Source organism: Rhizobium sp. 01L410, assembly GCF_056400165.1.
Genome location: NZ_JBFTST010000016.1, coordinates 85,528 through 111,207, shown reverse-complemented (window position 1 = coordinate 111,207; position 25,680 = coordinate 85,528). Strand labels below are relative to the sequence as shown.

The following is a 25,680-nucleotide window of genomic DNA, read 5'->3' as shown; positions in this document are numbered from 1 at the left end:
AATCGGACCTTGTTCGTGTCTAGGCCGGCGACCATCGCGCGTCCTCGCATGCAACGGTTAAAAGCTTTTTATACCGTTACAACACGTCCTTGCCCAAATCGTTCCCCGATACGATATTGCCACTATGGAGACGTTCAAAACCATTGACGACATCAGTCTGCTCGGCGGCCACGCAGCGCTCGACTTCGTCAATACGATAGACAGTCGCGGCGAGAGGTGGGGCCCAGATTTTCTCACGTCATTTGGGGATCTGGTCGGTTGGGCTCTTCGCGCCGGTCTGGTGGATCGATCTGAACATAAAGTCTTGCTAGACAAGGCGGCAAACAACCCTGCTGTAGCGGACGCAGAACTCGCGAATGCCAAGATCCTAAGGGAATCCCTTTACCGTATATTCAGTGCGGAGGCCCAAGAGACGCCTTTTGATCAACACGATCTCGACTACCTGAGCTCCGCTTGTCGACTCGCAGCCGGGCAACGAAGCTTGCGAAAAGGGAAGGACGGCGTTATCTGGAGCAACGCACCTGCCATGTCGATGACTGCCATTGCAGATCGGATCGCGCCTTTGGCAGCGGATTTCCTGATATCGCGGCAGCAGCGCCGCGCGGTACGGATATGTCAGGGAAGAAATTGCGGTTGGCTATTTCTAGATCAGTCTCGCAGCGGTCATCGGCGGTGGTGTTCGGACAAGACTTGTGGCTCGGCTGCCCGAGTGCGGAAATTCCGGCAGAGCGCGTCGATTAACGAGCCACGCCATTAACTGGCAGCTGAAGCTGTTGGCCGTTGACCGATTATATTCGTTCGACCACGACGGAATCTGCGCTGCGCAAACTTGGGGCATCACAGACGGCTTCAATGTTGTTCCCATCTGGATCGAGCACGAAAGCTGCATAGTATCTGTCGTGGTATGGCCGCAGACCCGGCCTTCCATTGGAACGCCCGCCGGCTTCGAGCGCCAGCCGGTGAAACGCTTCGACGTCTTCTCGCGAGCGAGCCTGAAACGCCAGGTGGATTCGCGACACGTAATCGTCGGCAGCATCCACATAGATTTCATCGATCACAAAGTGGTCTGCCCCCTCCCCGAAAACGCCCTCAAGATGAAGCGCATCACAGACCGAGCGATAGAACCTCCGGCTGGCCTGGAGATCTGAGACCCGAAGATGAATATGATCGATTACCCGACCCAAATGATACATCGCAATTCTCCCGCGACCGCAAATCAAATACCAAGTGGTAAGCCTTAAATCCTTTGACGGTTCCCCAGAGTTGGCGGATGCCTTGGCGGCTGAGTGGCTTTGGTAAGGCATGGCGATGCTGCCACCTGGCTGCATCGCCCCCATCATAGGTGTCGCGCTAGAGCACCCAGCCGCCATCTATCGTCAAACTGGAACCGGTCATGTAGGAGGAGCCAGGGCCGGCGAGATAGGCTACGAGCTCCGCAATTTCGGACGGATGAGCAACGCGCTTCATGGGGCTACGCTCGGACAGGTACTCCAAAGCGCCAGCATTCATGTCAGTGTCGGTCGGGCCGGGCTGCACGTTGTTCACGGTGATGCGTCGCGGTGCGAGATCAAGCGCCAATCCTTTGACCATTGCCGCGACGGCCGCCTTTGTGAACTGGTACACGCTTGTTCCCTGCATACCGGTCCGCTCGGCGGTATTGGAGCCGATCGTAATAATCCGGCCACCATCCTTCATTCTCGCCGCCGCAGCCTGGATCGCGAGAAACACGCCGCGGATATTGACATCGATCATGAGATCAAGCTCCTCAAGCGAAACTTTGTGGACCGTGTTAGTGCGAAGAATGCCAGCGTTCACAACGACGGCGTCAATTGCGCCCAGCCTTTCCACGGTCGTACGTACCGCTGCTTCAATGGCCTGTGGGTTCGCACTGTCCGCCTGGATCGCGATGGCACGCTGTCCGTCGGCTTCGATCTCCGAAACGAGTTCTGAGGCGGTGTCTGGCCGCGACACATAGGTAAAGGCAACGTCAAAGCCATCCTTGGCAAGTTTGCGGGCCGAAGCAGCACCTATTCCGCGCGCGCCTCCGAAGACGAGAGCGGTTCTGGGTTCGTTGACCGTCATAAGGTTCTCCATTTTTGATACATCAGTCCATAATTATTCGAAAAGTACCCGCTCCGATCACGAAGCGGGTCTTACGGCATCAGGCGATAGGTTGCGAACCGCGCCATCGCTTTTAACTCCTTTGCAGATGCACCGCCACGCGCGGCAATCTGCAATCCCGTCATTGTCATAACAACGAAGGCGGACGTCTCGGCGGGATCGAGCTTGCGAGCAAGCTCCCCGCGCTCTTGGCCTTCGACAATCCTCTGCGCGACATGTCTCATGAGCATTTCGCCCGACGCCTTGCGACGAAGGTTGAGGTCTGGATCCGTTGTTCCGAATTCACCGACAGATCCTACGCCCATGCAGCCCAGCGCCCGTTCACGATCGTCTTCTGGCGCAAGACCTGCCAAGAGATTTTCTATTCCTTCAATCGGACTGCCGTAAGAAAGCCTGCTCAAATGAGCCGTCCCTATCCGCTGCAGGTAGGAACCGAACGCTTCAAGGTAGAGGGTCCGCTTATCACCAAACGCGCCATATAGGCTCTGCCTGCCAATGCCCATCGCTCCACATAGATCGTCGGTGGACGTTGAAGCGAACCCCTTCGCCCAAAACACCTGCATTGCTTTTTCTAATGCCGCGTCGCGGTCAAATTCTCTAGGTCTCGCCATGGCATGATAGTTAGCTATTATGGACTGATCTGTCAATAACACTCTAGAGGCTGCCGCTTGTCTTCGGTCTCCAGCGATGCCGTCCCATCAGGGGTGCAAACGGCTGGCCTGTCAGCGCACACAAGTGTTGCCCGCTTGCCATAAGGCGAAACCGCCCAAATCCATCTCACTGGAAGGCGAATTGGGAAAGCCGGCGTCGGCCGAGCAGTGAATGCCATTCGCGCTCATCATGACGTCAAAAGCTTTGAACACTGCACAACCGTAACACGATATAGCCCATTAGCGTCGGCTGATGAGCCGGGCAGCTTTATTGGTCATGCCGCCAGCCTATGCCCCTCCTGCGGCGGGACCCGTCCTCAGAAAACCATGCGGCGAAGGGCGGTTACGTCCTGCTTGAGGCTGAAGGTAGACAGCGGCAGCTGACAATTTTCGCAACAGGGTCCGAGCTTCATTTGGCGGTCGAGGCAAGGGATGTCCTGCAAAAAGACGGGATAAGGACAGCTGTCGTTTCGATGCCCTGCCGTCTCGTGTTCGAGCGACAAGATCCGAGTTATCAGCATCAAGTCCTTGGCGTGACGCGAGCGCGTGTCGCGGTCGAAGCGGCTGTCCGCGATTCCTGGGACCGCTATCTTGGCCTCGATGGCGAATTTGTCGGCATGCATCAGTTCGGCGCATCGGGCAAAATCGGCGACGTCTACAAGAAGTTCGATATCACAACAGATGCCGTCATACGCGCAGCCAGGAAAACATTGGCCCGCGTCTGACTGTCCAGGCCACAACGCCGAGGTTGAATGGCAGGCAAGACCTACTGGGACCTGCCTGCCGCCGGCCAATCGTTCGAGGGCTCGTCGATCTGACGATCGGACCTGTCGTCCACAGGATCACGAAGCTGGGTGGATTCCTTTTCGATCATGTAGATCACCGCGGATCGCTCGGCGCCCTTGGCGACGAGCTCCTCGACCAGAGCAAGAAGCTTTGGCTTGACCTCTTTTAAAATGTTTTGATTTTGGCTCATTGTTTCCTCCCACGTGCTATCGGCATTTAGCAGATACTTCTCAGCATCTTAGCCAAAGCTCTTTCCGGCATTCGCATCCTCCGCCAGGACCAGGCTCGCTGGCGGTGCACCGCTGTCGTCCCCTTGGATGATTGCCGAGACATAGACCAGCGCATTCTTCATGCCGTTCATCGTGTAAGGCTTTTCGATTGCTCCAAGGGCACCGGCAAAGTCTGGTGGGATTCGCTTGATGTTGCCGCTGACGAAGACATAGGGGATGCCGGCCGCCGCCAGCTCGCGCCCAACATCAATCCCGGTTGGCCCATCCATCAGGTGAATGTCGACGAAAGCGAAATCTGGCTTCGTCTTGCCGAGCTGGTCTCGGGCCTGGGCGCTGCTCATGGCGAGCCCCGTGACCTGGTGACCCGCCATCTCCACTTCGCTTTCGAGCTCCATGGCGAGCAACATCTCATCTTCCACGATCATGACTTTCAATGCGCACTCTCCTGTTGGTCGCCGACAAGCAGCACCACATCGACGACCGTTTTGCGGCCGTCCTGTTTCCGTTGGATCTCAGCGCCCAGCTGCAAGGCTGATGCTTCCAGCAACAGTTTTCCGAGCTGAGCGCTCTCACGATCCGGCTCGACCGGTTCCGACGTGTCTTCGACGCGGATCAGGAAATGACCGTTGAGGCGCCGGACGACAACATGAATATCTCCGCCACCGTCGCTCAAACCACGGCGAACGGCGTCCCCGACCAGCTCGTTGACGATCAGGGACAGCGGCGTCGCCTTCACAGCCGGCACGAGGAGCGGGGAGAGATCCAGAGATAGACGAATGTCGTTTCGGCCGGTTGCATCGACCAGATCGGTCACCAGCTCACGGGTGAACTCCGACATGTCGAATTTCGAGACGTCGTCGAGCGTGAATAGCTTGCGTTGGACCGTGCTTAGAGCCTCGATGCGGTTAAGGACCGACATAAGCGTTTTCCTCTGCCGATCGTCCGTCGCTATACGCGCCTGCATCTTGACGATCGAGGCCATGGTCAAGAGGTTGTTCTTCACTCGGTGGTCGACCTCGTGAACGAGCAGGGTGCGGGCCTCCAAGGCTGCGCGAAGATTGGCCGTGTGTTTTGCAACCTCCGCCTCGGCCTCGTGACGAGCCGCCGCCAAGTCCGCCTCGCGGCTCTTGACCGTTGTGAAATCCAGCTGGGAGGCGAAGAAATAGATGATTGTTCCAGCCTCATCCCGCACAGGGCTGATGAAGACGGCGTTCCAGAACGTGCTGCCATCCTTTCGATAGTTCAGAATGTCGACAGCCACATCCCGACCCGCCACGATGCTGTCGCGGATTTTGGCGACTGTCTCCCGGTCCGTTTCCGACCCTTGCAGAAAGCGACAATTCCGGCCGATGATTTCGTCGTCGCTGTAACCGGTCAGCTTCCTGAATGCATCGTTGCAGAAGATGATCGGATTATCAGGCTGGCTGGGATCCGTGACGATCATTGGCATGCGCGTAGCCTTGAACGCCGCCGCAAACGGGTCTTCGCTGACGTGCCCGGCGACCAGGCGGTCTCCGGCGCTGCGCGCATCCCGCCGATTTTGATCCTTTTCCTGCATTGTGATCCTGATTGTGTTAACCGACAACAGAAGTCGCGGCGGATGAATTCGTTCCTGCCAGTCATTTTATAGGGTGCGGTAGCAACACCGCCCCGATCTCACACACGACGCCGGCAGCGTCATAAATGATTGCCGACGTTCCGTTGAGCTCCGCCGCCAGCAAGCGCTCGACCAGGCGAGATCCAAAGCCCTTCTTGTTCGGTTGAGCGACCGTCGGCCCGCCCTTTTCCTGCCAGCGGAGGCTGAGAGCCGAGGTTTCGGGGTCATAGCTCCAGATGATCGACACCCGTCCGGTTGGAGTAGATAGGGCTCCATATTTGGCGGCATTCGTTCCGAGCTCGTGCAAGGCGAGCGACAATGTCGCAACTGCCTTTTGAGGCAGGAGAACGGATGGACCGGAAATGGTGAATCGCTCCGGCGGGTAAGGCGCAGTGGCCTGCTCGACCACCGCGACGAGGTCCGCGCTCTGCCAGTCACGTTCGGCAAGCAGATCATGAGCGTGGCCATTGCCGAGAGGCGCGCTTCGAACGCAGCGATCGCAGCTTGTATGTCAGTCGCCTGCGCGACGGTCTGACGCGCAATGGCAATCACCGTTGCAAAAACATTCTTCACGCGGTGATGCAACTCACCGATCAGAACCGCCTGAAGCCGGGCGGCTTCTATTTTTGCGGAGATATCATGGGCAATTTTCGAGGCACCAATGATCTTGCCAGCCGGGTCATAGACCGGTGAGACACTGAGCAAAATGTCAACCAGATGGCCGTCCTTGCGGCGACGCTGTGTTTCGTAGGCCTCTATCACGAAACCGGCTTTGATCTGCCGGAGCAAGCCCGGCTCTTCGTCACGCCTGTCTCTTGGTACAAGCACCAGGACAGACTGACCCACAATCTCCTCAGCAGTGTAGCCATAAAGCTGCTCGGCACCACGGTTCCAGGCCGTAATCGTCATGTCCAAGTCGATCGCAAGGATCGCGTCGTTGGAGGATGCAATGATAGAGGCCAGGCGCCGCTCGGCATCCTGAGCCTGCTTGCGTTCAGTGATATCAACCGAGACAACGGCAACCTGATGGATCTTCCCCTCGTCATCCCGCAAAGCGGAAACCGTATTGTTCACCCAGACGAGGCTACCGTCCTTACGAACATAGCGCTTCTCCATGTCGAAGCTTTGGCCGGTCTCGGCAAGCCGGTTGAACAAACGGGTTTGCTCGGGCATGTCAGCGGCAAAGGTGATGTCGACGATGTCCTTCCCGACAGGATCCTCCTCTTCATATCCGACGATCTCACAGAACCGGCGGTTGACGTGCAGGATCTTGCCTTCCAGGCTGCCCTGACCAATACCAGCTGCAGATTGGGAGACAACCGGCCGGAGCCGTTCCTCGCTTGCCTGCAACGCCTGGTCAGCGCGGACGCGATCAGTTGTTTCGTTGACGATGCAGAAGACCCCGCGAACTGTGCCGTGTTCATCGCGAATGGCCGAATAGGAGATGTCGAAATAGACCGTTTCCGGGTAGCCGTGCCGCTCGATGTAGAAGGGACGATCCTTTGCAGCCACCGTTTCTCCGGTCTCCAACACCCGGCGCAAAAGTGGCTCAAGATCATCCCAAAGTTCGGCCCAGTTCTCTCGTGCGGGCCGGCCAAACGCCTTGGGGTGCCGTTGGCCAATCGTCGGAGCGTAGGGTTCGTTGTAAAGCGCGACAAGGTCGGGTCCCCAGAACATCACGATCTGGGCCATCGCTGGCAGCATGATGTCGACGGCGGATTTGAGGCAGACAGACCATTTTGACGGCGGCCCCAGGATGGAACCGTCCCAGTTTCCGCTCTCGATAAGGCGAGAGATCTCGTCGGTCCCTTCGAAAATATTCCCCGCTTCGCTCCTCATTGGTATCCGCTCTACATTCCCATTGCGCCACCGCACCTTGTTCCCGAACTGTCAGTTGGCAGATTTATGGCGCAACCAACTCCCTGCAAGGCCTTTCCTCAATGAAATCAGCGTGAGATGCAAACTCAGGCGTAGGGTTTCTCGTCCGTTTATCAACTCTTATTGGTCTTGACCCCGCACGCCGCATTTCCCATATGGGCGCCGCAAAGAAGGGGGAAGGCTATGCGCGCGTTTCTGGAAACGGCATTCGGACCGATGGAGCTCAAGACAATTGATGAGGCTTTCCAAAATTGGCTGGACGCGCACCGAGTCCTAAAAGGCAGCCCGGAAGCCGAGCTCGCCGCAGCGATCATAATCACCCTTTATCGGGAGGGCCACGATACCCGGTCGGCTCTGGAGATGGCCATGTCTAAGCATCGCGGGCTGAGTGATCTTGCCGGCTAGCGCCAATTCTATTGAGCAACTTCAAGTTTAAGAACATTGAATGTTTCAAACGGCTTAGTGACGGCGCGACTTTCGTCATCGCTGTTTCAGGTCCATTGTTCAGCAAGACAACGGAAGCCTGCATTTTGCGAAAAAAATTCAACTGCTTGCCGCATTTGTGCTATGCGAAGCTCAAGTGCAGTCCTATCGATCGATGGGGGCAGCTTGGCAAGATCATCGGCAATTATGTCGATCTCTTGCAGGAAGAATGATGGGTCAAAGCGCCGCCGCATTTGACTGCACAAGTCAGCGACATTGCGTGAAGCGTTCAGTGTTGAAGCATAGTCCACTTACATGATCTCGCAGATGTAGCATGGTATATTAAACGAGAAGCGTCCGGCTGCGGACGCAGCCACATAAAGTTTGAAAGGCATAGTCACTCCCTCTTCATTGAGATGAAAAACGGCTCTAATTGCTCCAGGTTCCGAGGTCGGACTTCAGTCCGACATTGCTCAGACCTTAGTCTGACATAGCGTCGAACACGACTCCGAGAGCTAGCCCCCATCGGTGTTGTACCCGTTATTGTCACTTAGAACGAATGGGCGGACGCACTTCGATTCCAGCACATATTGGACCAAGGTCCGGGGTATCCTTCCAGGAACCTTCCGGGCTAATCCAATGCAGTACTTAGAAGAGGTAAATCGTGTTGGATCCGTCGCTAATCGAGCCAGAACAGCACTACTGGGCAATTAAGACAACCCCTGATGCCATTATCGAAGTCGTTTACGTCTCCACAGTATTCGGCAAGGAGCGGGAATATTGGACCGTCGCTCGTTTCGGCAACGAAGCACATTCCATGCTTGAAGAATTCGACTTTCTGGAGATGGTCTCGCGACCAACAGCGAGTGGATAATTCGTCCTGGACCCAAAAAGTCACTCGCCAAGCGGTTGCCGGAACACCAGACCTGCTGGCGAATATCGCGTTCCTCGCGCTTTTGACCTCATCGAGTAGAATGGACCGCAATAGCCTGCGGAATTTGGTCCCGCACTCCCGCAAAAGTGGGCGCACTTGGCGGAATGTGCGCCCTGAGCCAAAAGGAATAAAATTCACGATGGTCAGGCGTGACGTCAAAATCGAGTGTTTTATTCGAACGCCGATTAATACGAGGCCGTAACGAGGACATCGCGCGACGGTGCTTCACACTGCCTGCGTGGTCCTTCGAAAGGCTGATAGCTGTTGTCTTGCGCACGGTAGGACTGGTAGTGTTCGACACACCAACCTGATGCGGCTTGATTTCCTCCTGCACGACCAGCACCGGCCATTGCATTTTGTGTGACAACCTCTTCGCGGCTGCTGCCAGCCTGCTCTGCAAAGGGTGAGGTGCAACTGCGCATCTCGCCGCTGAAGGCGCGGTAGTTATTGGTGGAGGGATTGTAGGAGCGGTAGCGATGCGAGCACCAAGTGAGGTGCTCTGCCGGAATGGCCGGTTCTGCCGCAGAATCCGCGACAGGTTCTGGATCCTGCGTGCGCGCGGCCACGATGACCTTAGGCGCACCGGTCACGTAACTCGAATAAGCTGGCGCGATTCGCTGATAATTCTGTTTACCCGGATCGACGCGAACCGGACCTGTCGTCCAAAGATCGGGCGCGGAAAGATCGGCGAGCTGACGCGTTTCCGATTTCGCCATGACGATGGAGGCCAAAGATGCCGCCACGACACAAACGGCGACGGACGTCACGATACCGAATGTCAGTGATGCGACCGCGTTCATTTGCCAGGCTCCCGCTGCTCGATTGGAACGAATACCCTGCCCTGCTTTTCGTCACCGCGATCGACATTTGAAAGCAGAATGAGGATGCAGCCGGCCATTGCCATCAGTATGGCGACGATCGGAAGAACGACGCTTGCCGATTTCGTTTCCCCGTAGTTCATCTGTCTCTCCATAAGAAAAAAACGGTGGAGCGAACGCCACCAGCTTAGGTTACGGCACCGGCTTCAGGCTGCGCCCCTTGGGCGCCACTCGCGTGCGGCTGTTGCTGCGCAGAACCACCGGACTGATCGGTCTGGGCTGCACCCTTCTTTTTGATGATCGGGGCATCCTTGGCAGTGGCGGACATGAGGCCGATAGACGAAACACCGATCGACAGCGCCGTCACCAGCATGGCAAGGGACTTCTTTTTCATGACCATCTCTCTGGGTTCAGGCCGCACGCGGCCATGCCCCACAAGTGCGGCTGGATTTCGTTTCGTATTGACCAAGGAAGGACGCGGCATCAGCCGCGTCCGGGATCAGGTCAGTTGATGACCTGGATCACCTTGCGGGACGTCGGCTCTACGATGACGCGCTCATCATTCACGACCGCATAGGCATATTTCGGATTTTCGGGGACTGGGGTTACAACGACGGTCTCGGGAAGCGGCTGGCCCACTACCACCCTTTCCTTGACGACGACTGTAGCTGAAGGTGCCGGTGCTTCACGCACATAGGTTACGACCTTCTGCGGCGGCGGATCGATAACCGTTCCAACGACGGCACCGGCCACACCACCGACTGCAGCGCCGACAGGTCCGCCGACAATCGCGCCGGTTACGGCTCCGCCTGCAGCGCCATTGACGGTGGACGACTGAGCGAGTGCGACGCCCGACATGAGGGTCGCGGCCGTAGCCACGCCTACCATAACCTTAGAGAGCATTCTTATTTCTCCTTGTCGCTGAGCGGCCCTTATGACCGCGGCCCCACAATCCGCCAAAGGTATCGCTTGTTCCCGATATCGGACCTCAGTCCGGGGCACCACGGACCATAGTCGGGGGTCGGGAACCGCGGCCATTTTGCCTCGTTGCTACAGCGATGAAGGAGTGCAATTATGAGCATCATCCATAGACCCTCCGCCGGCCCGGTCGCGATCAATGCGTCCGTCATCGCCTTTGTCGCATTCCTGTGCGGCGCACTCTATTTCTTCGGCGCGGCCATGTCGGGCGATACGCAGATCACCAGGAGTGTTGCCGGCGCGGACATCCTCGATACACGCGATGTTCCGAACTAAAGGCACCCGAGATGTCACGCAGCTATCTGGAATTCTTCTAGGGTAGTACCATGTCTGTCGGACACGCAGTCGACAGGTCGCAGATGCATTGGCTCAGCCGTTGGAATGCCCGCTCGTTAGCCTCCCAGTTTTTCATCACTGGGGGCGTTGTCTCGATCATGGCGATGCTGCTGATTGGCATTCTGCTGACACGGCTGATCGAGGATGCGGTGATCCACAATTCCGGTGCAGCGACCGCGCTTTATGTCGATAGCGTCGTTGCTCCACTGCTTCCAGACATGCAAACGGAAACACTTCTCGACGAAGGAAGCGCCCAGGCACTAAACGAGACACTGTCGCAAGGCGCGCTCGGCAAGCGCCTCGTCTCATTCAAGCTCTGGAGCAGCGACGGCACTATCCTCTATTCCAACGAACCGGAGCTGATCGGCCACAAATTCCCGGTCAGCGACAAGCTTCGCCAGGCATTTTCAGGTTTGCTCGTCGCCCGATACGAGGTCGCGAGCGATCCGGAGAGCCAAAAGGAGCGGCAGCTCGGCAAGCCGCTGATGGAAATCTACAATCCGGTGCTGCAGCCATGGTCCGGTCAGCCCGTCGCAGTCGTCGAGTTCTATGAAACGGCTCAGGGACTTGCGGACAGCATCGCTCGCGCAAGACGATGGAGCTGGGCATCGGTCGCTGGGCTGACGGCAATCTTCTTTTTAACGCTTTCGGCGCTCGTTTTCCGTGGTAGCCGGCTGATTGAGGCACAGCGGACCGATCTCCGGAACAAGGTAAAGGAGCTCTCCGCGTTGCTCTCCGAGAAGCTCGCGCTACAGCGTCGCTTGCAGCGATCTTCCTTGCGGGCGGCAACCCTCAACGAAACCTACCTCCGAAGCGTCGGCGCCGACCTTCATGATGGACCCGCTCAGCATATAGCCTATGCCTCCTTGCGGCTCGACAGCGAAATGCTGGTCGACGCCACAACAGACCCTGCTATGCGAGAAAAGGAACTGGCCTGGATCCGTTCGAGCCTCGCCGAGGCCATGAGGGAGATCCGCACGATCTGTCGCGGTCTCGTCCTGCCGGAGATCGAAGGTGTCTCGTTCGAAGAAATCATCGAGCGGGTTGTCTCTGCCCACGAAACAAGAACAGCCAGCGCGGTTGCGCGCAACGTCGAGGATGATCATTCAGACTTATCGGCCGCCGTGAAGATCTGTGTCTATCGCTTCGTACAAGAAGCCCTCAACAATGCCCATCGTCACGGCGGCGGCATCGAACAATCGGTAACCGCACAAGCGCGTGGCAGCGAGGTCCGGATCGAAGTCCGCGATCAAGGGGATGGCTTCGATCCGAATGAGGTGCGGCCGACAAGTCTCGGGCTTGCGGGACTTCGCGAACGCGTCGACAGTCTGGGGGGCGATTTCGATATCAAGACGGGCAGCGCAGGCACTGTCGTGTCGATGACGCTTCGGTTGATGGAATTGGAGGCGGTAAGATGACGGCTATCACAATCGGGATCGTGGACGATCACCCACTGTTCCGCGAGGGCGTCAGCCGTAGCCTTTCGGAGGTCGCTGATTTTGTGGTGATCGGCGAAGGCGCGAGCAGCGATGACGCGATCAGGCTGGCGGCCTCGGATCGCCCCTGCGTGCTCCTACTCGACGTTTCGATGCCCGGTGGTGGCCTGCAGACAATCAGTTCGGTTTTGTCACGAAGTCCGGAAACGCGGGTGCTGATGCTAACAGCATCCGAGGAAGTCGAGACGCTTTCTGCAGCCTTGCAGCGCGGCGCGGCCGGATATGTACTGAAGGGAATTGGATCGCGCGGACTTGCCGAAGCGATACGGGTGGTGATGCGCGGGTCGAAGTTCGTCTCACCCGCAATGTCTGCCAAGGTGATAGAGCGCTCCCTTGGAGCGCATTCCTCGCCCAAGGCCTCGCTGACGCCGCGTGAGCGCGAAGTAATGGGACTCGTCGCTGAAGGTCTTTCCAACAAGCATATTGGATTGCGGCTCGATCTGCAGGAAAAAACCGTTAAGCATCACATGACGCAAATCCTGCTGAAACTCGGTGTCACAAATCGAACAGAGGCCGCCATTAAATGGCGGGATCTAGTCTAGTGAAGAAAACGCGAGAGGCGCGTAACATCTGCCTGCGTCGCGATCCTGTTGCTGATCGTCCGACCCTTCGGATCTTTCATGACATAACGGTTCGACACAATGGTCTCGATAATTCCGTTTCGGTGTCGAATCCGGATTGAGCCATCCGCGCTGCGTGTTGCCTGCACACCATTAGCCGCACTGGTCATCCCCCCGTCAGCGGGCTCAGCTGAAGTTGCCGGACCGCCATTACCCTTGCCATTCCCGCTATTGCCATTGCCATTCCCGCTGCCCGCGCTGGAATTTCCATTTCCGCCGCTGTTCCCACCGCCCTTGCCGTTACCGCCGCCATTTCCATTGTTGCCGCTCTTTGCGAAGGCATCGAGCGTGAGTAACGGCGCGCCTTCAAGCGGAAATAAAGCGCTGGCCAATCCCGCACCAGCAACGATTTTCAACATGTTTCGTCTCGAGCAACTCATAATTTGCGCCTCCTTTTCAGGATACTACGCGGGACAGGACTTATGAGATTTCTGCCTCCTCCGAAAAAAATCCAAGCCGGCCAGACAATTTCGGCGCCAAACACGGACCAGGATTGCGACGGACATCGAAAGGTCTCGACGCCGTTGACCCATCTTCGGTTTCCTCAAGCGCTAATGTTAGCCCCGGCTGACGCGTAACGAACCGGTCATGACACACTATGATCGCCGAGACACATGCACGCTCTCTTCATTCAATTGATCGCGTGAGGCTCTTGATCACGCATTGAGCAACGCGCCATTGGAATTGATGGCCCTCCGATCTTGGATCTCGCCCCAAGTGAGAAAAGAAGATCGCACGCGACGCATGACGACGACGCTGCTGTTCCCGGGTCGACCGGCAGATGATCCAGGATCGACACTAACAGGGCACCACCAACAACCGCCACTGCTTTAAGCGCCAAACTTATACCGAGCGTTTCGTACGAGACCTCGCAGCCAACCGCAACGCCTCAGCAATACCCTCGGCACCGTCCTTCTTATCGACGATATTAATATCAGGGAGCCCATCGACCAGCTCCGGGTTGCCAGTGAGAAACACGACTGCAACGTCGAACCCTGTCGCAAGGGAACGGGCAATTTTTGGGCCTGATAGACCATCCGCAAGTCGGACATCAACGATTGCCAAATCCGCCTCACGGGCCAGCTCCATAGCCTCGGTCGCTCTTGTCGCGATACCGACGACTTCAAATCCTTCAGCCAGAGCAATGTCTTCGATGACAAGAGCCACATCCGGCTCATCCTCGACAATAAGTACGCGCATACGAGACTCCAGACTGTGACCAGACTTTGGATCCTAACACCAGCCAGCAGCGTCGCACCACGGCACAAGGTCTTATGACTGAAGGATTTTCATTGCGATGCAACGAATATTGATGCCTCATTCCCTGCAAGGCTTGCCAGCATTTCGGCACCGTGCTGTGGTCTACCGAATAGATATCCCTGTCCCGTCTCGCACTGTAGTTTGCGAAGGAGTACGTGTTCGGCAGGACCCTCGACCCCCTCTGCGACAATCTCAAGATTTAGGCCATGGGCAAGCAAGACGATCGCTTTGACGATCTCAAAAACGTTCTGATCCTCGGTCATCCTTCGAACGAAGGATTGATCAATTTTGAGTTTGTCGAGCGGCAGGTCGGCCAGGTAGCTCATCGAGGAATAGCCAGTGCCGAAATCGTCTAGCGCAAGTGATACGCCGGTCGCGCTAACGGCAGCCATCTTCGATATCGACCGGCCACCATCGCTTAGGAATACAGATTCCGTAAGCTCGACGCAGAGGCGGGACGGGGGCAACCCGCTTGCAAAAAGCGCTCGACGTACGTCCGCCTCGACATCCGCTCTTTCGAACTGAATCGGCGACACATTGACCGACACGATCCCTTCCGGCCACAGCATGGCCTCCGCGCAGGCCTCCATCATAACCCATCGTCCGATATCGCAGATCATTCCCGAAGATTCTGCAATGGGAATAAATTCCGTTGGTGCGATGAGCCCAAGCTCCGAATGGCGCCAGCGCAGCAGCGCTTCTGCACCCACGAAGCGGCCAGTCACGAGATCGACCTGCGGCTGGTAAAGAAGAAAAAACTGTCCGTCTCGCAGCGCATTGCTCATGTCGGCTTCGAGTCGTCTGGAGCGCACCTGCTGCAGTGCCATCGCCGGATCGTACATCGACCATCGCTCCGACGTTTTTTTCGCACCGTCGAGCGCGGACTCGGCAGCCCGTAATGAACTCTCGGCACTTTCCAGACCAACCCTTGCGACACCGACGCGAACAGCCACCGACGCTGATATCTCGTCTAATACAACAGGCGATTCGAAGGCGGCGAGGAGCAAGCCCGCGTGAAGAGCCGGGTTGGCATCTTCCCCGGCACTGAGGACAGCGAACAGGTCACCATCTATGCGCGCAAGCAATTCACAGGGAAAAGTGGCGGAGAGCCGTGTAGCGACAGCCTTTAGAAAGGTGTCGCCGACATCGCGACCCAGTGTCGCGCAGATGTCCGAGAAGCGCTCAATGTTGAGAACGGCCACTACGCCGTTGCGCCCTTCGAGACGTGCAAGGAATTCACGCCGGTTCAGAAGCCCCGTAAGTTCATCGCGCTCTGCCATCCGCTTGAGCTTTGCCTCGTACGCCCTGCGAGACGTAACGTCGCGGATAATCATGCAGCCACCGAATGAGCCTCTACCTAGCCTCCCCTGTTCCTCGACTGGTGAAAGGGTGATGGCCACTTCGTAGGTTGTCGAATTGCAGTCATCTTTATGCCTGACGAACTCGATGACGGTGCTGTGGATCCTGCCCGGCTCGCAATTGTATAGAGCTGTAAGACCACGAACTGCGGCAGCAACGGAATGCTCTGAACTTGCCAGCAGATGTGCTCCGGCGCCCACGCGCAGAATCGATTTGGCAGATTCACTGATTTCAGCGATGACCATGTCGCTGGTGAAGGCAACAATCCCATCCGAGCTGTCGGCGATGATCCGCCGCATCAGGCGGCGGGTATTGCGTGCTTCAATATTGGCAAGGGCGGCCAGCATCTGGCCGAGATCGATCCGCTCGGTCAGCGCCAGACCGCCTGCCAGAATAAGCTGCAGCCACGGCACTACCGTCCCGGTGATGATTGCAAAATCCTTCTGGAGAATGAAAGCAGCGACTTCGCCGGCCATTCCCGCGGCAACGGCGAGAAGGCAAAGATTCGCCAGGCCTACCGAACGCGATAACAAGATGGCGACGATAAGCGCGGCCGCAAGGAGTAGCTCCAGCGGCGTCTGATTAAATTCTGTCAGAAGGCGGTCTTGGATCAGTGTCTCCGCTGCAAGCACATGAATGAGCGGACCAGCCAGTGCTGCATTCACCGGTACCGGGAAGATATCTTTAAGCTCGGTCGCAGACGCACCGACCACGACCGAACGCCCTGAAAGTTGGCCGGCCGCAACCTTCCCGGAAAATACATCCGCCATAGAATAGGTGGGCACGCTGGTGGGTTTGATGGAAAAATCAATCAGCCCTCGTCCTGAAGTCTCGGCGCTTCTGGCAAGGGCGGAAGCGGCAGACGGCGTTGCTTCGCCGTTGAATTCGCTGCCGAAGTCGAACTTGCGCACAACGCCATCGGCATCCGTGGTGACGTTGGCAAAGACTGGCCAGGCATTGGAGAGCAGACTGGGAATCGGCTTGGTGACGCTGGTGTTAACCGATGCCGCAGCGATTTGCTGGCGAAAGACCGGCAGCAACACCCCGCTGCCGGCTTGTTCGAGGGCAGATGAAAGCGCGCCATCTTCGGCCGCGTTTGATGGCGTTGAGAAATCGATATCCAAAAAGATATCTGCTGCATCCGCCGCGGTAAGCTTTGCTAGAAGCTTTGCATAGATGCCGCGTGGCCAAGGCCAGACGCCTACCTCGTCAAGCGTTTTCTTGTCGATGGCAATGAAGACGATTTCTCCGGAGGCTTCTCGTGGCGCCCACTCGAAGCGTTGGGCAATCAGGCTGTCATTAAGAGCGGTGATTGCGTTGAGCGTCGGCGCGACGACCGGAAGCGCGAGCATCGCGGCTATGAGCCCCCCACGCAAGGCGATCGGCCCGGCAATTGCGGAGCACATTCTCCGCAGGGAAGAGCCAAAGCTCGTCACTTGTTGTTGCCCTTGCCGCTATTGCCCTTGCCGCCGCCATTGCCACCCCCGTTACCATTGTTGCCTTTGCCGTTGCCCCCAGCGTTTCCGCTGTTCCCATTGCCGTTATTGCCGCTGCTTCCGGCACCGGAACTGCCTCCATTCCCGTTGCTTCCAGAGTTGCCGTTGCTGCTGCCGTTGCCACCCCCATTACCGTTGTTGCCGCCGCCGCTCTTTCCACTGTCGTTGCTTCCGGAGCTGCCCTCGCCGGACCTCCCGTTGCTTTGCGCGGCGTTCTTCGCGCTTGCATCATTGCTCGCCTTGGACGACTTGCCCTTGTCATCTGTCGTGACTTCAGCCTGACCTGCGAGCGCTGTCGTCCCCACTGCAGGCACAACTGCAACAGACGGCGCAACCGGGCTAATTGTCGGCCGCGAGTTCGCGCCAGATACCTTCATTCCCGACTTCCGGTCGACGGTGGCACTCTGGCGGGGGCCGACATTGGCCTGCTGGCCGCTCGCGAATGAGGTTACCTGTACCAGCCCACGATCAACGGACACTGAAGCGTTTGTCTTGCCGACGCTGACATGGAAAATTGTGCCCTTCACAACAGCAGCCAGATAAGGTGTCTGCACGGTTGTATGAGGCTGGCTGCGCTTTTCGATCTCAAGATCGAGTTCGCCGATCTGCTGGAGGATGTTGGTCTTGCGCGCGCTGAACAGTCCGCCCGACTTCGTTGTTATTGCAGCCAGGGTGCCTGGCTGGAAGCCGACACTTTCAACACCGCGCACAAGCTGTACCCTTCCGCGAGGGCCCGTTGCGATCCAGGCGCTGTTTGGAACGACGTCGCCTGTCTGCAAGTCCTTCCACGTTGACTGGTCTGTCGTATAGCGTACCTGGCTGCTCGCCTTGGCAACATGCCAATCATCGTCATCAGAGGCATAGGCGGTCAAAGGAAGAAGAAGAGTGACGAGAGCGAAAAGATGAAGAAGAACGCGCATTGATGCCCCATTTGGTTTGGGGTGATTAACGCATTTCTCACTTAAGAATGGTTTTAAAAAACCGGCTAGATTCTCGCGATGATCAATTATCGAAGAATTCGTCAATGCCATGTTGGCATGCTCTTGCCAATTCGGTCCAACATTGCGTTACGCCGATAGAGTTGACAGCTCTCCAAATACAACGACGTCGTCCTATTGAGGCTTTGGCCTGGCGAATAGGGTTTCAAAGCTGCGGGCACCCCGGACCAAGATCTGATCCCGGAACTCACGATGGATGAAGCGATTGGATTGTGGCTTGTCCACGGCAGTATCGTACGCTTCCCGGACGCTGCCGCGCTGTGGGGACAGCGCATTCAGTTCTTTCATGAACTTGCCAGGTCGGCCGGATCGACGTGGATGTTGCCCCGTTATGATCAACATAGGATATTCCCGAATCAGCGCTTCAACCGCCTGTTCGCGGCGCCATGAGCCTTGACTGGTCACGTGGTGATCAGGCGACGTCCAGCACGATCTTGCCCTGGATGCTCCCTTCGGAAGCCCGACGATGAGCGGCCGATGCCTCGGCAAGCGGATAGGTACTGTCGATCACGACCCGAACGGAGCCATTATCGAGCAGACGGCCAGCCTCCGCCAGTTGCGCTCCGTTCGAACGCACCTGCGTCGTCGAGACAGTGATCTTTCGCCGGGCAGCTTCATCATGGCCGGAAAAGCCCAGCGGGTTTACGAGAAACAAGGCGCCATGCTGCCCGATGCAAGAAAGAAAGCGTTCCATGTTCTCGCCGCCGACGGCATCGAGCACCAGATCAACATCCTTCGCCACGGTTTCGGCAGCCGCCTTCGTGTAGTCGAGGAAAATATCGGCACCGAGATCATTGAGAAGCGCCTCATGCTTGCTGGAAGCAACGGCAATCACCTTTGCGCCTTGCCATTTCGCGATCTGGACTGCGAGATGGCCAACGCCGCCGCCGGCGCCGTTCACCAGCACCGTCTTGCCGTCGAGCGGTTCCGGCGCATGCGCGAAGGTCTGGAACGGGTTCGGCGCATCATGTCCCAGATCGACCAAAAATTGCCAGGCGGTCAGAAGCGACATCGGCGCGCCGGCCGCTTGGATATGATCGATCCCAGGAGGCTTCAGTGCCAAATCCGATGTGGGAACGCGAACGTATTCTGCATAGGCGTTGCTTCCCGTCATCAAGTCATGCGGGAACCGGACCATCGCATAGACCTCGTCGCCGACCTTGAACTGCGTCACGTTTTCGCCGACAGCCGAGACCTCGCCGGAAACGTCGGTGCCAAGGATCAGGGGAAAGCGTGGACTGGGCTGCCATTCCGGCGGCAGCGCCCGATAACCATCGCGCAGATAGAGATCCGGCGGGTTGAGGCTCGCGGCATGGACGCGAACAAGCACGTCGTGCGTCGCGATTTCCGGTAGGGGCGCATCCTCATAGAGAAGGACATCTGGTCCTCCGAATTCGTGCAAACGCGCGGCTTTCATCATTTCAGTCATCGCTACCTCACTTGGATTTCGCTTCCATGACAGAAAATATGACCAGATGGTTGCATTGATAATGGTTCGAATAGTCGCTTTAATAGTGCCATGAAGGAACAAATAGGAATTGACAGGTTGACAGGGCTGATCGCTTTCGCTCGCGCCGGATCGCTCGGAAGCTACACCGCTGCCGCCCGTTCCTTGTCCATCTCACCATCGGCGGTCAGCAAAAGCATTCAGCGGCTGGAAAAGCAGCTTGGCGTTTCGCTGTTTGCGCGCACGACACGTTCGCTGACCCTGACGGCAGAAGGGCGCGACCTGCATGAGCGTGCGCTAAGGCTTTTGCACGACGCCGAAGACATCGACCAGGCGGCAAAAGCATCGCGCACCGAGCCCGCCGGCACATTGCGGATTGCTGCTTCGCTGCCGATCGGCCTGCATATCATCGCGCCCCTGCTTCCTCGTTTTCGCAGTCTCTATCCCAAGGTGAACATCGATCTGCGTTTGAGCGATCACATAGTGGATCTCATCGAAGGCGGCTTCGATCTGGCGGTGCGCATCGGCGATCTGTCAGACTCGCGCCTGCTCTCGCGCCGCCTCCTACCACATCGTTTGTGCTGCTATGCCTCACCCGAATATGTGGCGCGGCGCAGCCCGCCGACCCATCCGGACCAATTGGAAGAGCACCAGACGGTCAACCTGCGCTACCAGAGCAGCGGCCAGCTGTTCCGCTGGCCTTTCCGCGTCGGGGACAGGGAGGTGGAGATTGTGCCTTCCTGCGCCATCATCGTGGACGCAAGTGAAGCCGTGATTGCCGCGATTGCGGCGGGTGCCGGCATAGGAATGGCAACCAGTTTTATGGCCAGCGCCTGGGTGAGCCGTGGGGCGCTTGTTCCGGTTCTGGCCAACTATGCAGTGAACCGGCACGATATCACGGCGCTGTGGCCAGAGAGCCGAAGGTCGAACCCGGCCGTGCGCGCTTTCGTCGATACCTTAGTGGAGTCGTCGTGACACTGGCAGTGAATGACCGCTACGGGCGCTAGGGAGACCACCGGGTATTTCAAACATTCGCTTTCATCAATCGGCACAACTTCGATGACTTCCGAGACTATCCCCGCATCGCGGCAACCAAAGCCTTGATAGCATAAGGAAGCACACCCGCCTTCACCTTGTGTGCCCCTTCGATCCACGCAACTTTACGGACGCGATCTTGAAACTTCCAAAAGAAGGTACGCTCCGATTGCAGTGACAGATTCAAGCGGACGTTACTCGTCGAGCAGTTCGGCGCAGGGGCGCGGGCTTTGCAAAGCTACAACGGCAGTGCGCGATGGGACGCGAACGGATGGGCTATGCGCACGGCGAAGTATGCTGGACGCCATTCCCGTGTCCCGAAATCATCCGTAGATAAAGGCCGAAAGTTCATCCGGCGTCCCGTCGGGGAATGAGCTTTTCAAATGGTCGAGAAAGGCGGAGACGCGCGCGTTGAGCAGGCGTAGCGAACGATCCGCCTCTCATGCTGCAGCCTGCCCATGATAATTTCGGGTGCATGCCGCATTCCCCTATCGTTCCTGTTCGTCCCGATCGCGTTTTTGCTCGGCCTCGTGCTGAAGCTCTTCCAATCTCGGCACGAGCTGTTTGGCAGGGACGGTTCGATTTTCGCCGCCACTTCCATGCAGCGACGCGTCTTGTTCACCGTAACCATTTGCGCGTCCAGCTCGGTCATCGTCGGCGCGGTCCTTCGCCCGATTGCGCGAGCGCTCGGCCGCTGCGATTGCCACACGCAGTTCTTCGTCAGCCTCTGCAATCTCGCGCAGATAGCTATTGCCCGAGGCGCCGAGCTCGGCTGCCCTCGCCATCTCAAAGTTCAAGCTCGCCTGCAAGGACGCCTTATCGGCTCGAATTTCGTCATCGTCAGCCAATTCGATCCGCTCGCGATAATATTCGACCTCGACCATGATGTTGTTTCCAACCTCGACGACTTCGGGCCCGTGGCGTGCAACAGCCTCATCCCACTGACGATTGGCGTCGTCCGGTCTGGCCGACCCGCTGCTTGGCGCGCGATCCTCAACCTGCTCCGCCAGTTCCATCATCTCGCGACGAACATCGACGTGCTCCCGGGCGGCCGCGGCAATTTCCTCGAAATTGCTCCGATCATCCCGCGGCATGATCCGCTTCGCCTGGAAAAGGGCGGTCTCAACGCGTTTTTCGTACGCCTCGAATTCCGATCGTGTCATGGTGCTCATGTTTTCGATCTCCGCAACCTCAAAAATACTAACCAATTTGGTTTGGAATTGCGAGCCGTTTTCGCGCTCGCCCGATTGCTTTTCGGCGACGAACTCTCGCCTTCCAAGTGCTGTATTAACCCGGAAAATCCTGCTTTTTGCAAATTCAGACGCGCCGATATCGTCACTGTCTCGTGCGAGGTCTTCCCAGGCACAGTGAACTGTTTCAGTATAGGCTTGGCTTTTTGAGGTTCTCGTTGAGGTCACGACCTCGCGCCGTTTTCTATCGTATCGGCGCGCAGCGCTATCGGACGTTCCCACATGCTCGGTGCGGCCTTCCCGGTTGATCGGGCGAACCTGATTTTTGGTATAGGAGGCAGCATTCGCCTGATCACGGCGATCGGTCATCTCCATCCGTATACCATGCTCGCGGGCATGCTGCGCCAAACCTTCGCGCCAGCGCCGGAAAGATGCGATGGATGTATCGACACGTTCGCCGTCCTCGGATCGCATGGCAACGATTGCGTGAACATGGACGTGCGGTCGCTTACCGCCGGCCGACTCGGTTTTGGGATCCTGACCTGGATCATGAAGAGAGAAAACGTACCGGTGCTGACCAAACTCCGCTGCCAGGAACTCTCGGGCCGCCGCGCGAAAAGCCTCGACATCGGTTCCGGCCCTCGCGGACATGACAAGGTGCATTACATCGCGCGGCTTGCGGCTATGCAGTTCGCCCCTCCACTGCAGTTGCACCAGATCGCCCGCCAGTTTGGCGTCCGTTATCGTCTCCCCGCGATTGTCTCGAACGCCACCGTCAGCTCGCTCGACGAGTTTGCGCAAACGTGCGGTCCCATATTCGACGCCATTGCCATAGCCGGTAAAATGGAACTCGGCCGATCGGCCCCCGTTTTCCGACATTCGTGCCTGAACGATCTCTTGCGCCTTTTCATCAGCTGTCAGCCGCTCGCCGGCCCGGTCTCGCAAGACGGCAACACCATCGATCCGGTAATGGTCCTGACGCTCTTGCACGGCGAATGCAAACGAGCGCTCTCCCAGCGCCGTACTCACGATATCGCGGGCCCACGCGTCCAGCGCCTGCCCTTCATCGGGCCTCCGCTTGACGTCGATACGAAATGTCCCGATGTCGCGGCTCTCGGCACGGTTGCCCATCAGGTGCGCCCAGTCCTCAGAAAGGCCCGCGACCGCCCCCCGGCCGCGCAGTTCTTCGCCCGCCTGATTTTCCATCGCCACATCGCCGTTTCGAGAGATATAGCTCGCCATGGCGCCCAGGCGTCCGCCGCCGCCGAACGATGTCATCTTCACGACCGCGGGCTGACTTCCGCCGGCAAGTCCGGCAAACCGTGTTGCCATCGAACGCGGCGCCGGCCCGGGCCACGCGAGGCCTTCACGTGCGGCTCTCCCGCCGACATTGAGACGGCCGCCAACGCCGCCGCCTGAAGCAACTCCCCGCCGCCGGCGCTCTTCCTCCTCACTGGGAGAATTTCGGCCGATCAACCGCTCGTGCAGGTATGCCGCTCGGCGCTGCTCCCATTCCGCCGTAAAGGCGCCGAGAAAAATTTCCATCAGTCCCGACGTCCAATCCTACGGCCTGGCCGGCTGGCGAGACGCTGCAACTCAAGAGCAAGGCCCGCGACAAGGGGCTGCAGCTCGCGCAGGTCAGCGATGGCGTCTGCCGGAACGGAACGTTGATACGAGCGCCGAACGAGACTGTTGAGGTTCACTCCAATGGCCCGCAGGTCACGATGAAGAAGCTCAAAAACCACCCGATCGTCTTCCGACAGGAACGGTAAGATGCCGGCACCATCAAGCGTCAATGAGCGCATAAACGCCGACACCGACATCTCCGACTGCCTGGCTGCGACTTCGACAGCGGCGAGCTCTGGCGCGGAAAAACGCGCATGGACGACGCGCTCCTTACGCTCCTTGACAGCAGGCACCGCGGGTCGTGACCTTCCATTTTCGACCATGCCGTCGTCTCTTCACGTGTTCGCCGCAGGCGCCATCGGCGGCCCGTCCGCCGATCGTCAGCAAATTTGTATCACAAATTTGCGTATCCTGCCAAACCAATACAACCTATTTCAGTTCATAAAAAGCCAAACTTAACCTGGCACCGTAAAAGCCATTCATTACTCGATAACACTCATCGGAAGTTTGACCCTTCCACATCACATGACCAACCCGTGTGAAACATCGATAGCGTTGCTGGAAGGAGGAAAGTGAAGGTTATATAGTGAAAATCCGAGGATTCATGGGGTGCGGATGATCTTCCACAAGATATGAGACAATGCTTCGAAAGAGTACCATCGGACTACCTAGTGGATGATCTGGGACGTGATGTACCCAAACAAAAAGCGACTGGACGTCTGCAATTTTTGACCTAATATAGTTCATGTTTCGAGCATGGCGCCGAAACAGTTCGGTAGCGGGAGAAGGTCATGCCTCGGACCTATGCAGTCGTCAGTAACAAGGGCGGCGCCGGCAAGACAACGATGGCGACGTTGATTGCCGGCGAATACGCTCTATCGGATCAGCGCGTCCTGATGATTGACGCCGACAGCCGTCAAAATCTGGCCGGCTGGTGGAAGCTCTGCCACAGCAAGGGCAATGTACCGGATAATATCGAGGTGACGATTGCGGCGACCCAACGGGCAATCGACGATGTTCTGAAGAAGCTCGCCAGCTTTTTCGATGTCGTCCTGATCGATGCGCCCGGTGTCGATAGCGTGCTGCAGACGACGATCATTCGATCGTCGGACGTGGTCCTATCACCGGTACAGCCGGGCATCAAGGAAATCGAGGCCGCCGGCCAAACCGTCGCTGAGGTGAACGACATAAACGATCGCCTCGGTTTATCGATCGTGCATATGAACGTGCGCACCCGTATCACGCTGCCCGGCCGCAATCTTGAAGCCTATCGCTACATCCGGCCGTTCGTGGTAGGTCTTCTCGCTGCGAACTACCAGACGATGCTTCTGGAAACCGAGCTTTACGAACGCAACATCTATCGCGAGATCCAGAACGGCCTCGGGACACTGCAGATGCACGACCTGACAGACTCAGTCCGAAAGGCGCGTCTTGAGGTAAAGGCGCTGGTCGATGAGATCGACATTCGCCGAGTGGCCGGACCGGCTGAGGCGGCGGCATGAACAAAGGGACGATCGACTTCCAGCAGTTCTCTCTCGCGCCACGCCGAAAGCCTGCAGTTAAGGATACAAACGAAGGCCGGCTTGAGGTTGCCGCTGACGAGCAAGCCGCCGATTTGCACGATCAGGCTCCGGCGCCTCTCGACAATAACCGCGGCCGCCAAACGGTGCTTCCGCGCCTTCCCGAAGACGAGCGGCAACGGCGAAGCGCAAAGCGGGCTGCCGATCAGGACGATACCCGGCGGCGCCTGAAAAGCCTGAAGCGCGCCAAAGACCGCGCCATCAAATTTTACGTCAATGTGCCGCTGGAGCAGGAGATGAAGGCGCGTCTCGCGAGAGCGGCTCATGAAAACGACGTGAAGATGACGGTTATCATGCAGGCTGCCATTGAAACCTATCTCGAAGACAACGGCTATTGAACAGCAGCATCTGGACACGCCGGTCGATCCGGCGTGTCCAGATCAAGCGCGCCGTGGGCCGCCTCAGAATGGTGGCTCGACCTCGATGCGGCCGTCGAGTTCGGCCCAGATGACTTCGCGCTCGGCCAGCGCCAGGTCGAGCTCGGCTTCAAGCGCCCGGCGTTCCCAGGTGGTTTCGGCGTTACGGGCTTCACCGCGCAGTTCTTCGATATGCTGGTCGATGGTCATCTTCTTCTCCTTGACGTTTGTGGAAGATGACTGCGGCACGCAGGGTGGGGAGAGGCAGGTCCAGGCTCGCGGAACACGACCGGCGGAGCCGGCGCGCGGAGGAACCGATTTTGTCGAAGTGCAGTGAAACGGAACGGCGAGAAAATTGGAGGGGCCGCGCGGCCTTGAGCTGGCTCTTCCCGCCCGGCACAATTGCCCGGTCTGAGCAGACAGGTTTCCCTCTCGTTAGTCACCCCTTCCTGCTTGCCAACGACCG

The 25,680-nt window shown here is 57.8% G+C and carries 30 protein-coding genes and 1 pseudogene; 11 read left to right on the top strand and 20 right to left on the bottom strand.

Annotation, left to right across the window (positions count from 1 at the left end; genetic code table 11):
* Positions 1-124 precede the first annotated feature (124 nt).
* Positions 125-757: a CGNR zinc finger domain-containing protein gene (locus tag AC1DV9_RS26790; protein ID WP_477950755.1), complete on the top strand. Its 633-nt coding sequence runs from the start codon at positions 125-127 to the stop codon at positions 755-757.
* Positions 758-788: 31 nt separating this feature from the next.
* On the opposite strand, the gene AC1DV9_RS26785 is transcribed toward AC1DV9_RS26790, so the two are convergent.
* The 3 genes from AC1DV9_RS26785 to AC1DV9_RS26775 all read right to left on the bottom strand — a co-directional run bounded on the left by AC1DV9_RS26785 (position 789) and on the right by AC1DV9_RS26775 (position 2,768).
* Positions 789-1,193 (bottom strand): VOC family protein, encoded by a 405-nt coding sequence (locus AC1DV9_RS26785; RefSeq protein ID WP_477950753.1) that lies wholly within the window; start codon positions 1,191-1,193, stop codon positions 789-791.
* Between the two features lie 157 nt (positions 1,194-1,350).
* Complete coding sequence (locus tag AC1DV9_RS26780) at positions 1,351-2,082, bottom strand: SDR family NAD(P)-dependent oxidoreductase (protein ID WP_477950752.1); 732 nt, start codon at positions 2,080-2,082, stop codon at positions 1,351-1,353.
* A gap of 71 nt (positions 2,083-2,153) precedes the next feature.
* Entirely contained in the window at positions 2,154-2,768 is a 615-nt protein-coding gene (locus tag AC1DV9_RS26775) for a TetR/AcrR family transcriptional regulator (protein WP_477950750.1), read from the bottom strand.
* Positions 2,769-3,061: 293 nt separating this feature from the next.
* On the opposite strand from AC1DV9_RS26775, the gene AC1DV9_RS26770 reads away from it, so the two are divergent.
* Positions 3,062-3,496, top strand: coding sequence for a transketolase-like TK C-terminal-containing protein (locus AC1DV9_RS26770; protein WP_477950748.1), 435 nt, complete (start codon positions 3,062-3,064; stop codon positions 3,494-3,496).
* A gap of 41 nt (positions 3,497-3,537) precedes the next feature.
* Here the strand turns inward: AC1DV9_RS26770 and AC1DV9_RS26765 are convergent, their stop codons facing one another.
* The 4 genes and pseudogenes from AC1DV9_RS26765 to AC1DV9_RS26750 all read right to left on the bottom strand — a co-directional run bounded on the left by AC1DV9_RS26765 (position 3,538) and on the right by AC1DV9_RS26750 (position 7,061).
* Positions 3,538-3,747, bottom strand: a complete 210-nt coding sequence (locus tag AC1DV9_RS26765) for a hypothetical protein (RefSeq protein WP_112515356.1) — start codon at positions 3,745-3,747, stop codon at positions 3,538-3,540.
* Between the two features lie 48 nt (positions 3,748-3,795).
* Complete coding sequence (locus tag AC1DV9_RS26760; RefSeq protein WP_477950746.1) at positions 3,796-4,221, bottom strand: response regulator; 426 nt, start codon at positions 4,219-4,221, stop codon at positions 3,796-3,798.
* Positions 4,218-5,345, bottom strand: a complete 1,128-nt coding sequence (locus AC1DV9_RS26755) for a PAS domain-containing protein (RefSeq protein WP_477950744.1) — start codon at positions 5,343-5,345, stop codon at positions 4,218-4,220. Before AC1DV9_RS26755 ends, AC1DV9_RS26760 begins: the two co-directional genes overlap by 4 nt.
* A gap of 61 nt (positions 5,346-5,406) precedes the next feature.
* Positions 5,407-7,061 (bottom strand): annotated as a pseudogene (locus AC1DV9_RS26750) (PAS domain S-box protein).
* A 384-nt stretch (positions 7,062-7,445) separates the two neighbouring features.
* Here AC1DV9_RS26750 and AC1DV9_RS26745 point away from each other — a divergent pair.
* Positions 7,446-7,667, top strand: coding sequence for a hypothetical protein (locus AC1DV9_RS26745; RefSeq protein ID WP_477944216.1), 222 nt, complete (start codon positions 7,446-7,448; stop codon positions 7,665-7,667).
* Positions 7,668-7,753: 86 nt separating this feature from the next.
* On the opposite strand, the gene AC1DV9_RS26740 is transcribed toward AC1DV9_RS26745, so the two are convergent.
* Positions 7,754-7,996 (bottom strand): hypothetical protein, encoded by a 243-nt coding sequence (locus AC1DV9_RS26740; RefSeq protein ID WP_477944217.1) that lies wholly within the window; start codon positions 7,994-7,996, stop codon positions 7,754-7,756.
* Positions 7,997-8,349: 353 nt separating this feature from the next.
* On the opposite strand from AC1DV9_RS26740, the gene AC1DV9_RS26735 reads away from it, so the two are divergent.
* Complete coding sequence (locus AC1DV9_RS26735) at positions 8,350-8,559, top strand: hypothetical protein (protein WP_477944218.1); 210 nt, start codon at positions 8,350-8,352, stop codon at positions 8,557-8,559.
* Between the two features lie 245 nt (positions 8,560-8,804).
* Here AC1DV9_RS26735 and AC1DV9_RS26730 read toward each other — a convergent pair whose 3' ends face one another.
* The 4 genes from AC1DV9_RS26730 to AC1DV9_RS26715 all read right to left on the bottom strand — a co-directional run bounded on the left by AC1DV9_RS26730 (position 8,805) and on the right by AC1DV9_RS26715 (position 10,340).
* On the bottom strand, positions 8,805-9,419 hold the full coding sequence (locus AC1DV9_RS26730) for a BA14K family protein (RefSeq protein ID WP_477944219.1): 615 nt from the start codon (positions 9,417-9,419) through the stop codon (positions 8,805-8,807).
* Entirely contained in the window at positions 9,416-9,580 is a 165-nt protein-coding gene (locus AC1DV9_RS26725) for a hypothetical protein (RefSeq protein WP_477944220.1), read from the bottom strand. Before AC1DV9_RS26725 ends, AC1DV9_RS26730 begins: the two co-directional genes overlap by 4 nt.
* 44 nt (positions 9,581-9,624) lie before the next feature.
* Positions 9,625-9,831 carry a hypothetical protein gene (locus tag AC1DV9_RS26720; protein ID WP_477944221.1) on the bottom strand — a complete coding sequence of 69 codons (207 nt, stop codon included), beginning with the start codon at positions 9,829-9,831 and terminating at the stop codon, positions 9,625-9,627.
* A gap of 110 nt (positions 9,832-9,941) precedes the next feature.
* Positions 9,942-10,340, bottom strand: a complete 399-nt coding sequence (locus tag AC1DV9_RS26715; RefSeq protein ID WP_112390657.1) for a DUF1236 domain-containing protein — start codon at positions 10,338-10,340, stop codon at positions 9,942-9,944.
* Positions 10,341-10,511: 171 nt separating this feature from the next.
* Here AC1DV9_RS26715 and AC1DV9_RS26710 point away from each other — a divergent pair, with 171 nt between their 5' ends.
* The 3 genes from AC1DV9_RS26710 (at position 10,512) to AC1DV9_RS26700 (ending at position 12,789) form a co-directional block, all read left to right on the top strand.
* A complete protein-coding gene (locus AC1DV9_RS26710) occupies positions 10,512-10,691 on the top strand; it encodes a hypothetical protein (RefSeq protein ID WP_477950743.1) in 180 nt (59 codons plus the stop codon).
* Between the two features lie 83 nt (positions 10,692-10,774).
* The gene (locus AC1DV9_RS26705) at positions 10,775-12,169 is read left to right on the top strand and encodes a sensor histidine kinase (RefSeq protein WP_477950741.1); all 1,395 of its coding nucleotides are present in this window, start codon (positions 10,775-10,777) and stop codon (positions 12,167-12,169) included.
* Positions 12,166-12,789 carry a response regulator transcription factor gene (locus AC1DV9_RS26700; protein ID WP_112515344.1) on the top strand — a complete coding sequence of 208 codons (624 nt, stop codon included), beginning with the start codon at positions 12,166-12,168 and terminating at the stop codon, positions 12,787-12,789. Before AC1DV9_RS26705 ends, AC1DV9_RS26700 begins: the two co-directional genes overlap by 4 nt.
* On the opposite strand, the gene AC1DV9_RS26695 is transcribed toward AC1DV9_RS26700, so the two are convergent.
* The 4 genes from AC1DV9_RS26695 to AC1DV9_RS26680 form a co-directional block, all read right to left on the bottom strand.
* Positions 12,786-13,226, bottom strand: a complete 441-nt coding sequence (locus tag AC1DV9_RS26695) for a hypothetical protein (RefSeq protein WP_477950740.1) — start codon at positions 13,224-13,226, stop codon at positions 12,786-12,788. The two genes, AC1DV9_RS26700 and AC1DV9_RS26695, sit on opposite strands and share 4 nt — an antisense overlap.
* A gap of 484 nt (positions 13,227-13,710) precedes the next feature.
* Entirely contained in the window at positions 13,711-14,067 is a 357-nt protein-coding gene (locus tag AC1DV9_RS26690; RefSeq protein WP_477944223.1) for a response regulator, read from the bottom strand.
* Positions 14,068-14,156: 89 nt separating this feature from the next.
* On the bottom strand, positions 14,157-16,838 hold the full coding sequence (locus AC1DV9_RS26685; protein ID WP_477944224.1) for an EAL domain-containing protein: 2,682 nt from the start codon (positions 16,836-16,838) through the stop codon (positions 14,157-14,159).
* 80 nt (positions 16,839-16,918) lie between these two features.
* The gene (locus tag AC1DV9_RS26680; RefSeq protein ID WP_477950770.1) at positions 16,919-17,902 is read right to left on the bottom strand and encodes a FecR family protein; all 984 of its coding nucleotides are present in this window, start codon (positions 17,900-17,902) and stop codon (positions 16,919-16,921) included.
* A 270-nt stretch (positions 17,903-18,172) separates the two neighbouring features.
* Here AC1DV9_RS26680 and AC1DV9_RS26675 point away from each other — a divergent pair, with 270 nt between their 5' ends.
* The gene (locus AC1DV9_RS26675) at positions 18,173-18,370 is read left to right on the top strand and encodes a hypothetical protein (RefSeq protein ID WP_477950739.1); all 198 of its coding nucleotides are present in this window, start codon (positions 18,173-18,175) and stop codon (positions 18,368-18,370) included.
* A gap of 22 nt (positions 18,371-18,392) precedes the next feature.
* Here the strand turns inward: AC1DV9_RS26675 and AC1DV9_RS26670 are convergent, their stop codons facing one another.
* Complete coding sequence (locus AC1DV9_RS26670) at positions 18,393-19,409, bottom strand: NADP-dependent oxidoreductase (RefSeq protein ID WP_477950738.1); 1,017 nt, start codon at positions 19,407-19,409, stop codon at positions 18,393-18,395.
* 90 nt (positions 19,410-19,499) lie between these two features.
* Between AC1DV9_RS26670 and AC1DV9_RS26665 the strand changes: the two genes are divergently transcribed.
* Positions 19,500-20,402 (top strand): LysR family transcriptional regulator, encoded by a 903-nt coding sequence (locus AC1DV9_RS26665; RefSeq protein ID WP_477950730.1) that lies wholly within the window; start codon positions 19,500-19,502, stop codon positions 20,400-20,402.
* Between the two features lie 548 nt (positions 20,403-20,950).
* Here the strand turns inward: AC1DV9_RS26665 and AC1DV9_RS26660 are convergent.
* On the bottom strand, positions 20,951-23,197 hold the full coding sequence (locus AC1DV9_RS26660; protein WP_477950728.1) for a relaxase/mobilization nuclease domain-containing protein: 2,247 nt from the start codon (positions 23,195-23,197) through the stop codon (positions 20,951-20,953).
* Positions 23,197-23,601 carry a plasmid mobilization protein gene (locus AC1DV9_RS26655; protein ID WP_442210524.1) on the bottom strand — a complete coding sequence of 135 codons (405 nt, stop codon included), beginning with the start codon at positions 23,599-23,601 and terminating at the stop codon, positions 23,197-23,199. Before AC1DV9_RS26655 ends, AC1DV9_RS26660 begins: the two co-directional genes overlap by 1 nt.
* A gap of 468 nt (positions 23,602-24,069) precedes the next feature.
* Here AC1DV9_RS26655 and AC1DV9_RS26650 point away from each other — a divergent pair, with 468 nt between their 5' ends.
* Together AC1DV9_RS26650 and AC1DV9_RS26645 are read left to right on the top strand one after the other, a co-directional pair.
* Entirely contained in the window at positions 24,070-24,780 is a 711-nt protein-coding gene (locus tag AC1DV9_RS26650) for a ParA family protein (protein ID WP_477950725.1), read from the top strand.
* Positions 24,777-25,196 carry a hypothetical protein gene (locus AC1DV9_RS26645; RefSeq protein ID WP_477950723.1) on the top strand — a complete coding sequence of 140 codons (420 nt, stop codon included), beginning with the start codon at positions 24,777-24,779 and terminating at the stop codon, positions 25,194-25,196. The genes AC1DV9_RS26650 and AC1DV9_RS26645 overlap by 4 nt, the downstream gene beginning before the upstream one ends.
* A gap of 63 nt (positions 25,197-25,259) precedes the next feature.
* Here AC1DV9_RS26645 and AC1DV9_RS26640 read toward each other — a convergent pair whose 3' ends face one another.
* Positions 25,260-25,424: a hypothetical protein gene (locus AC1DV9_RS26640; RefSeq protein ID WP_477950722.1), complete on the bottom strand. Its 165-nt coding sequence runs from the start codon at positions 25,422-25,424 to the stop codon at positions 25,260-25,262.
* Positions 25,425-25,680: the final 256 nt, after the last annotated feature.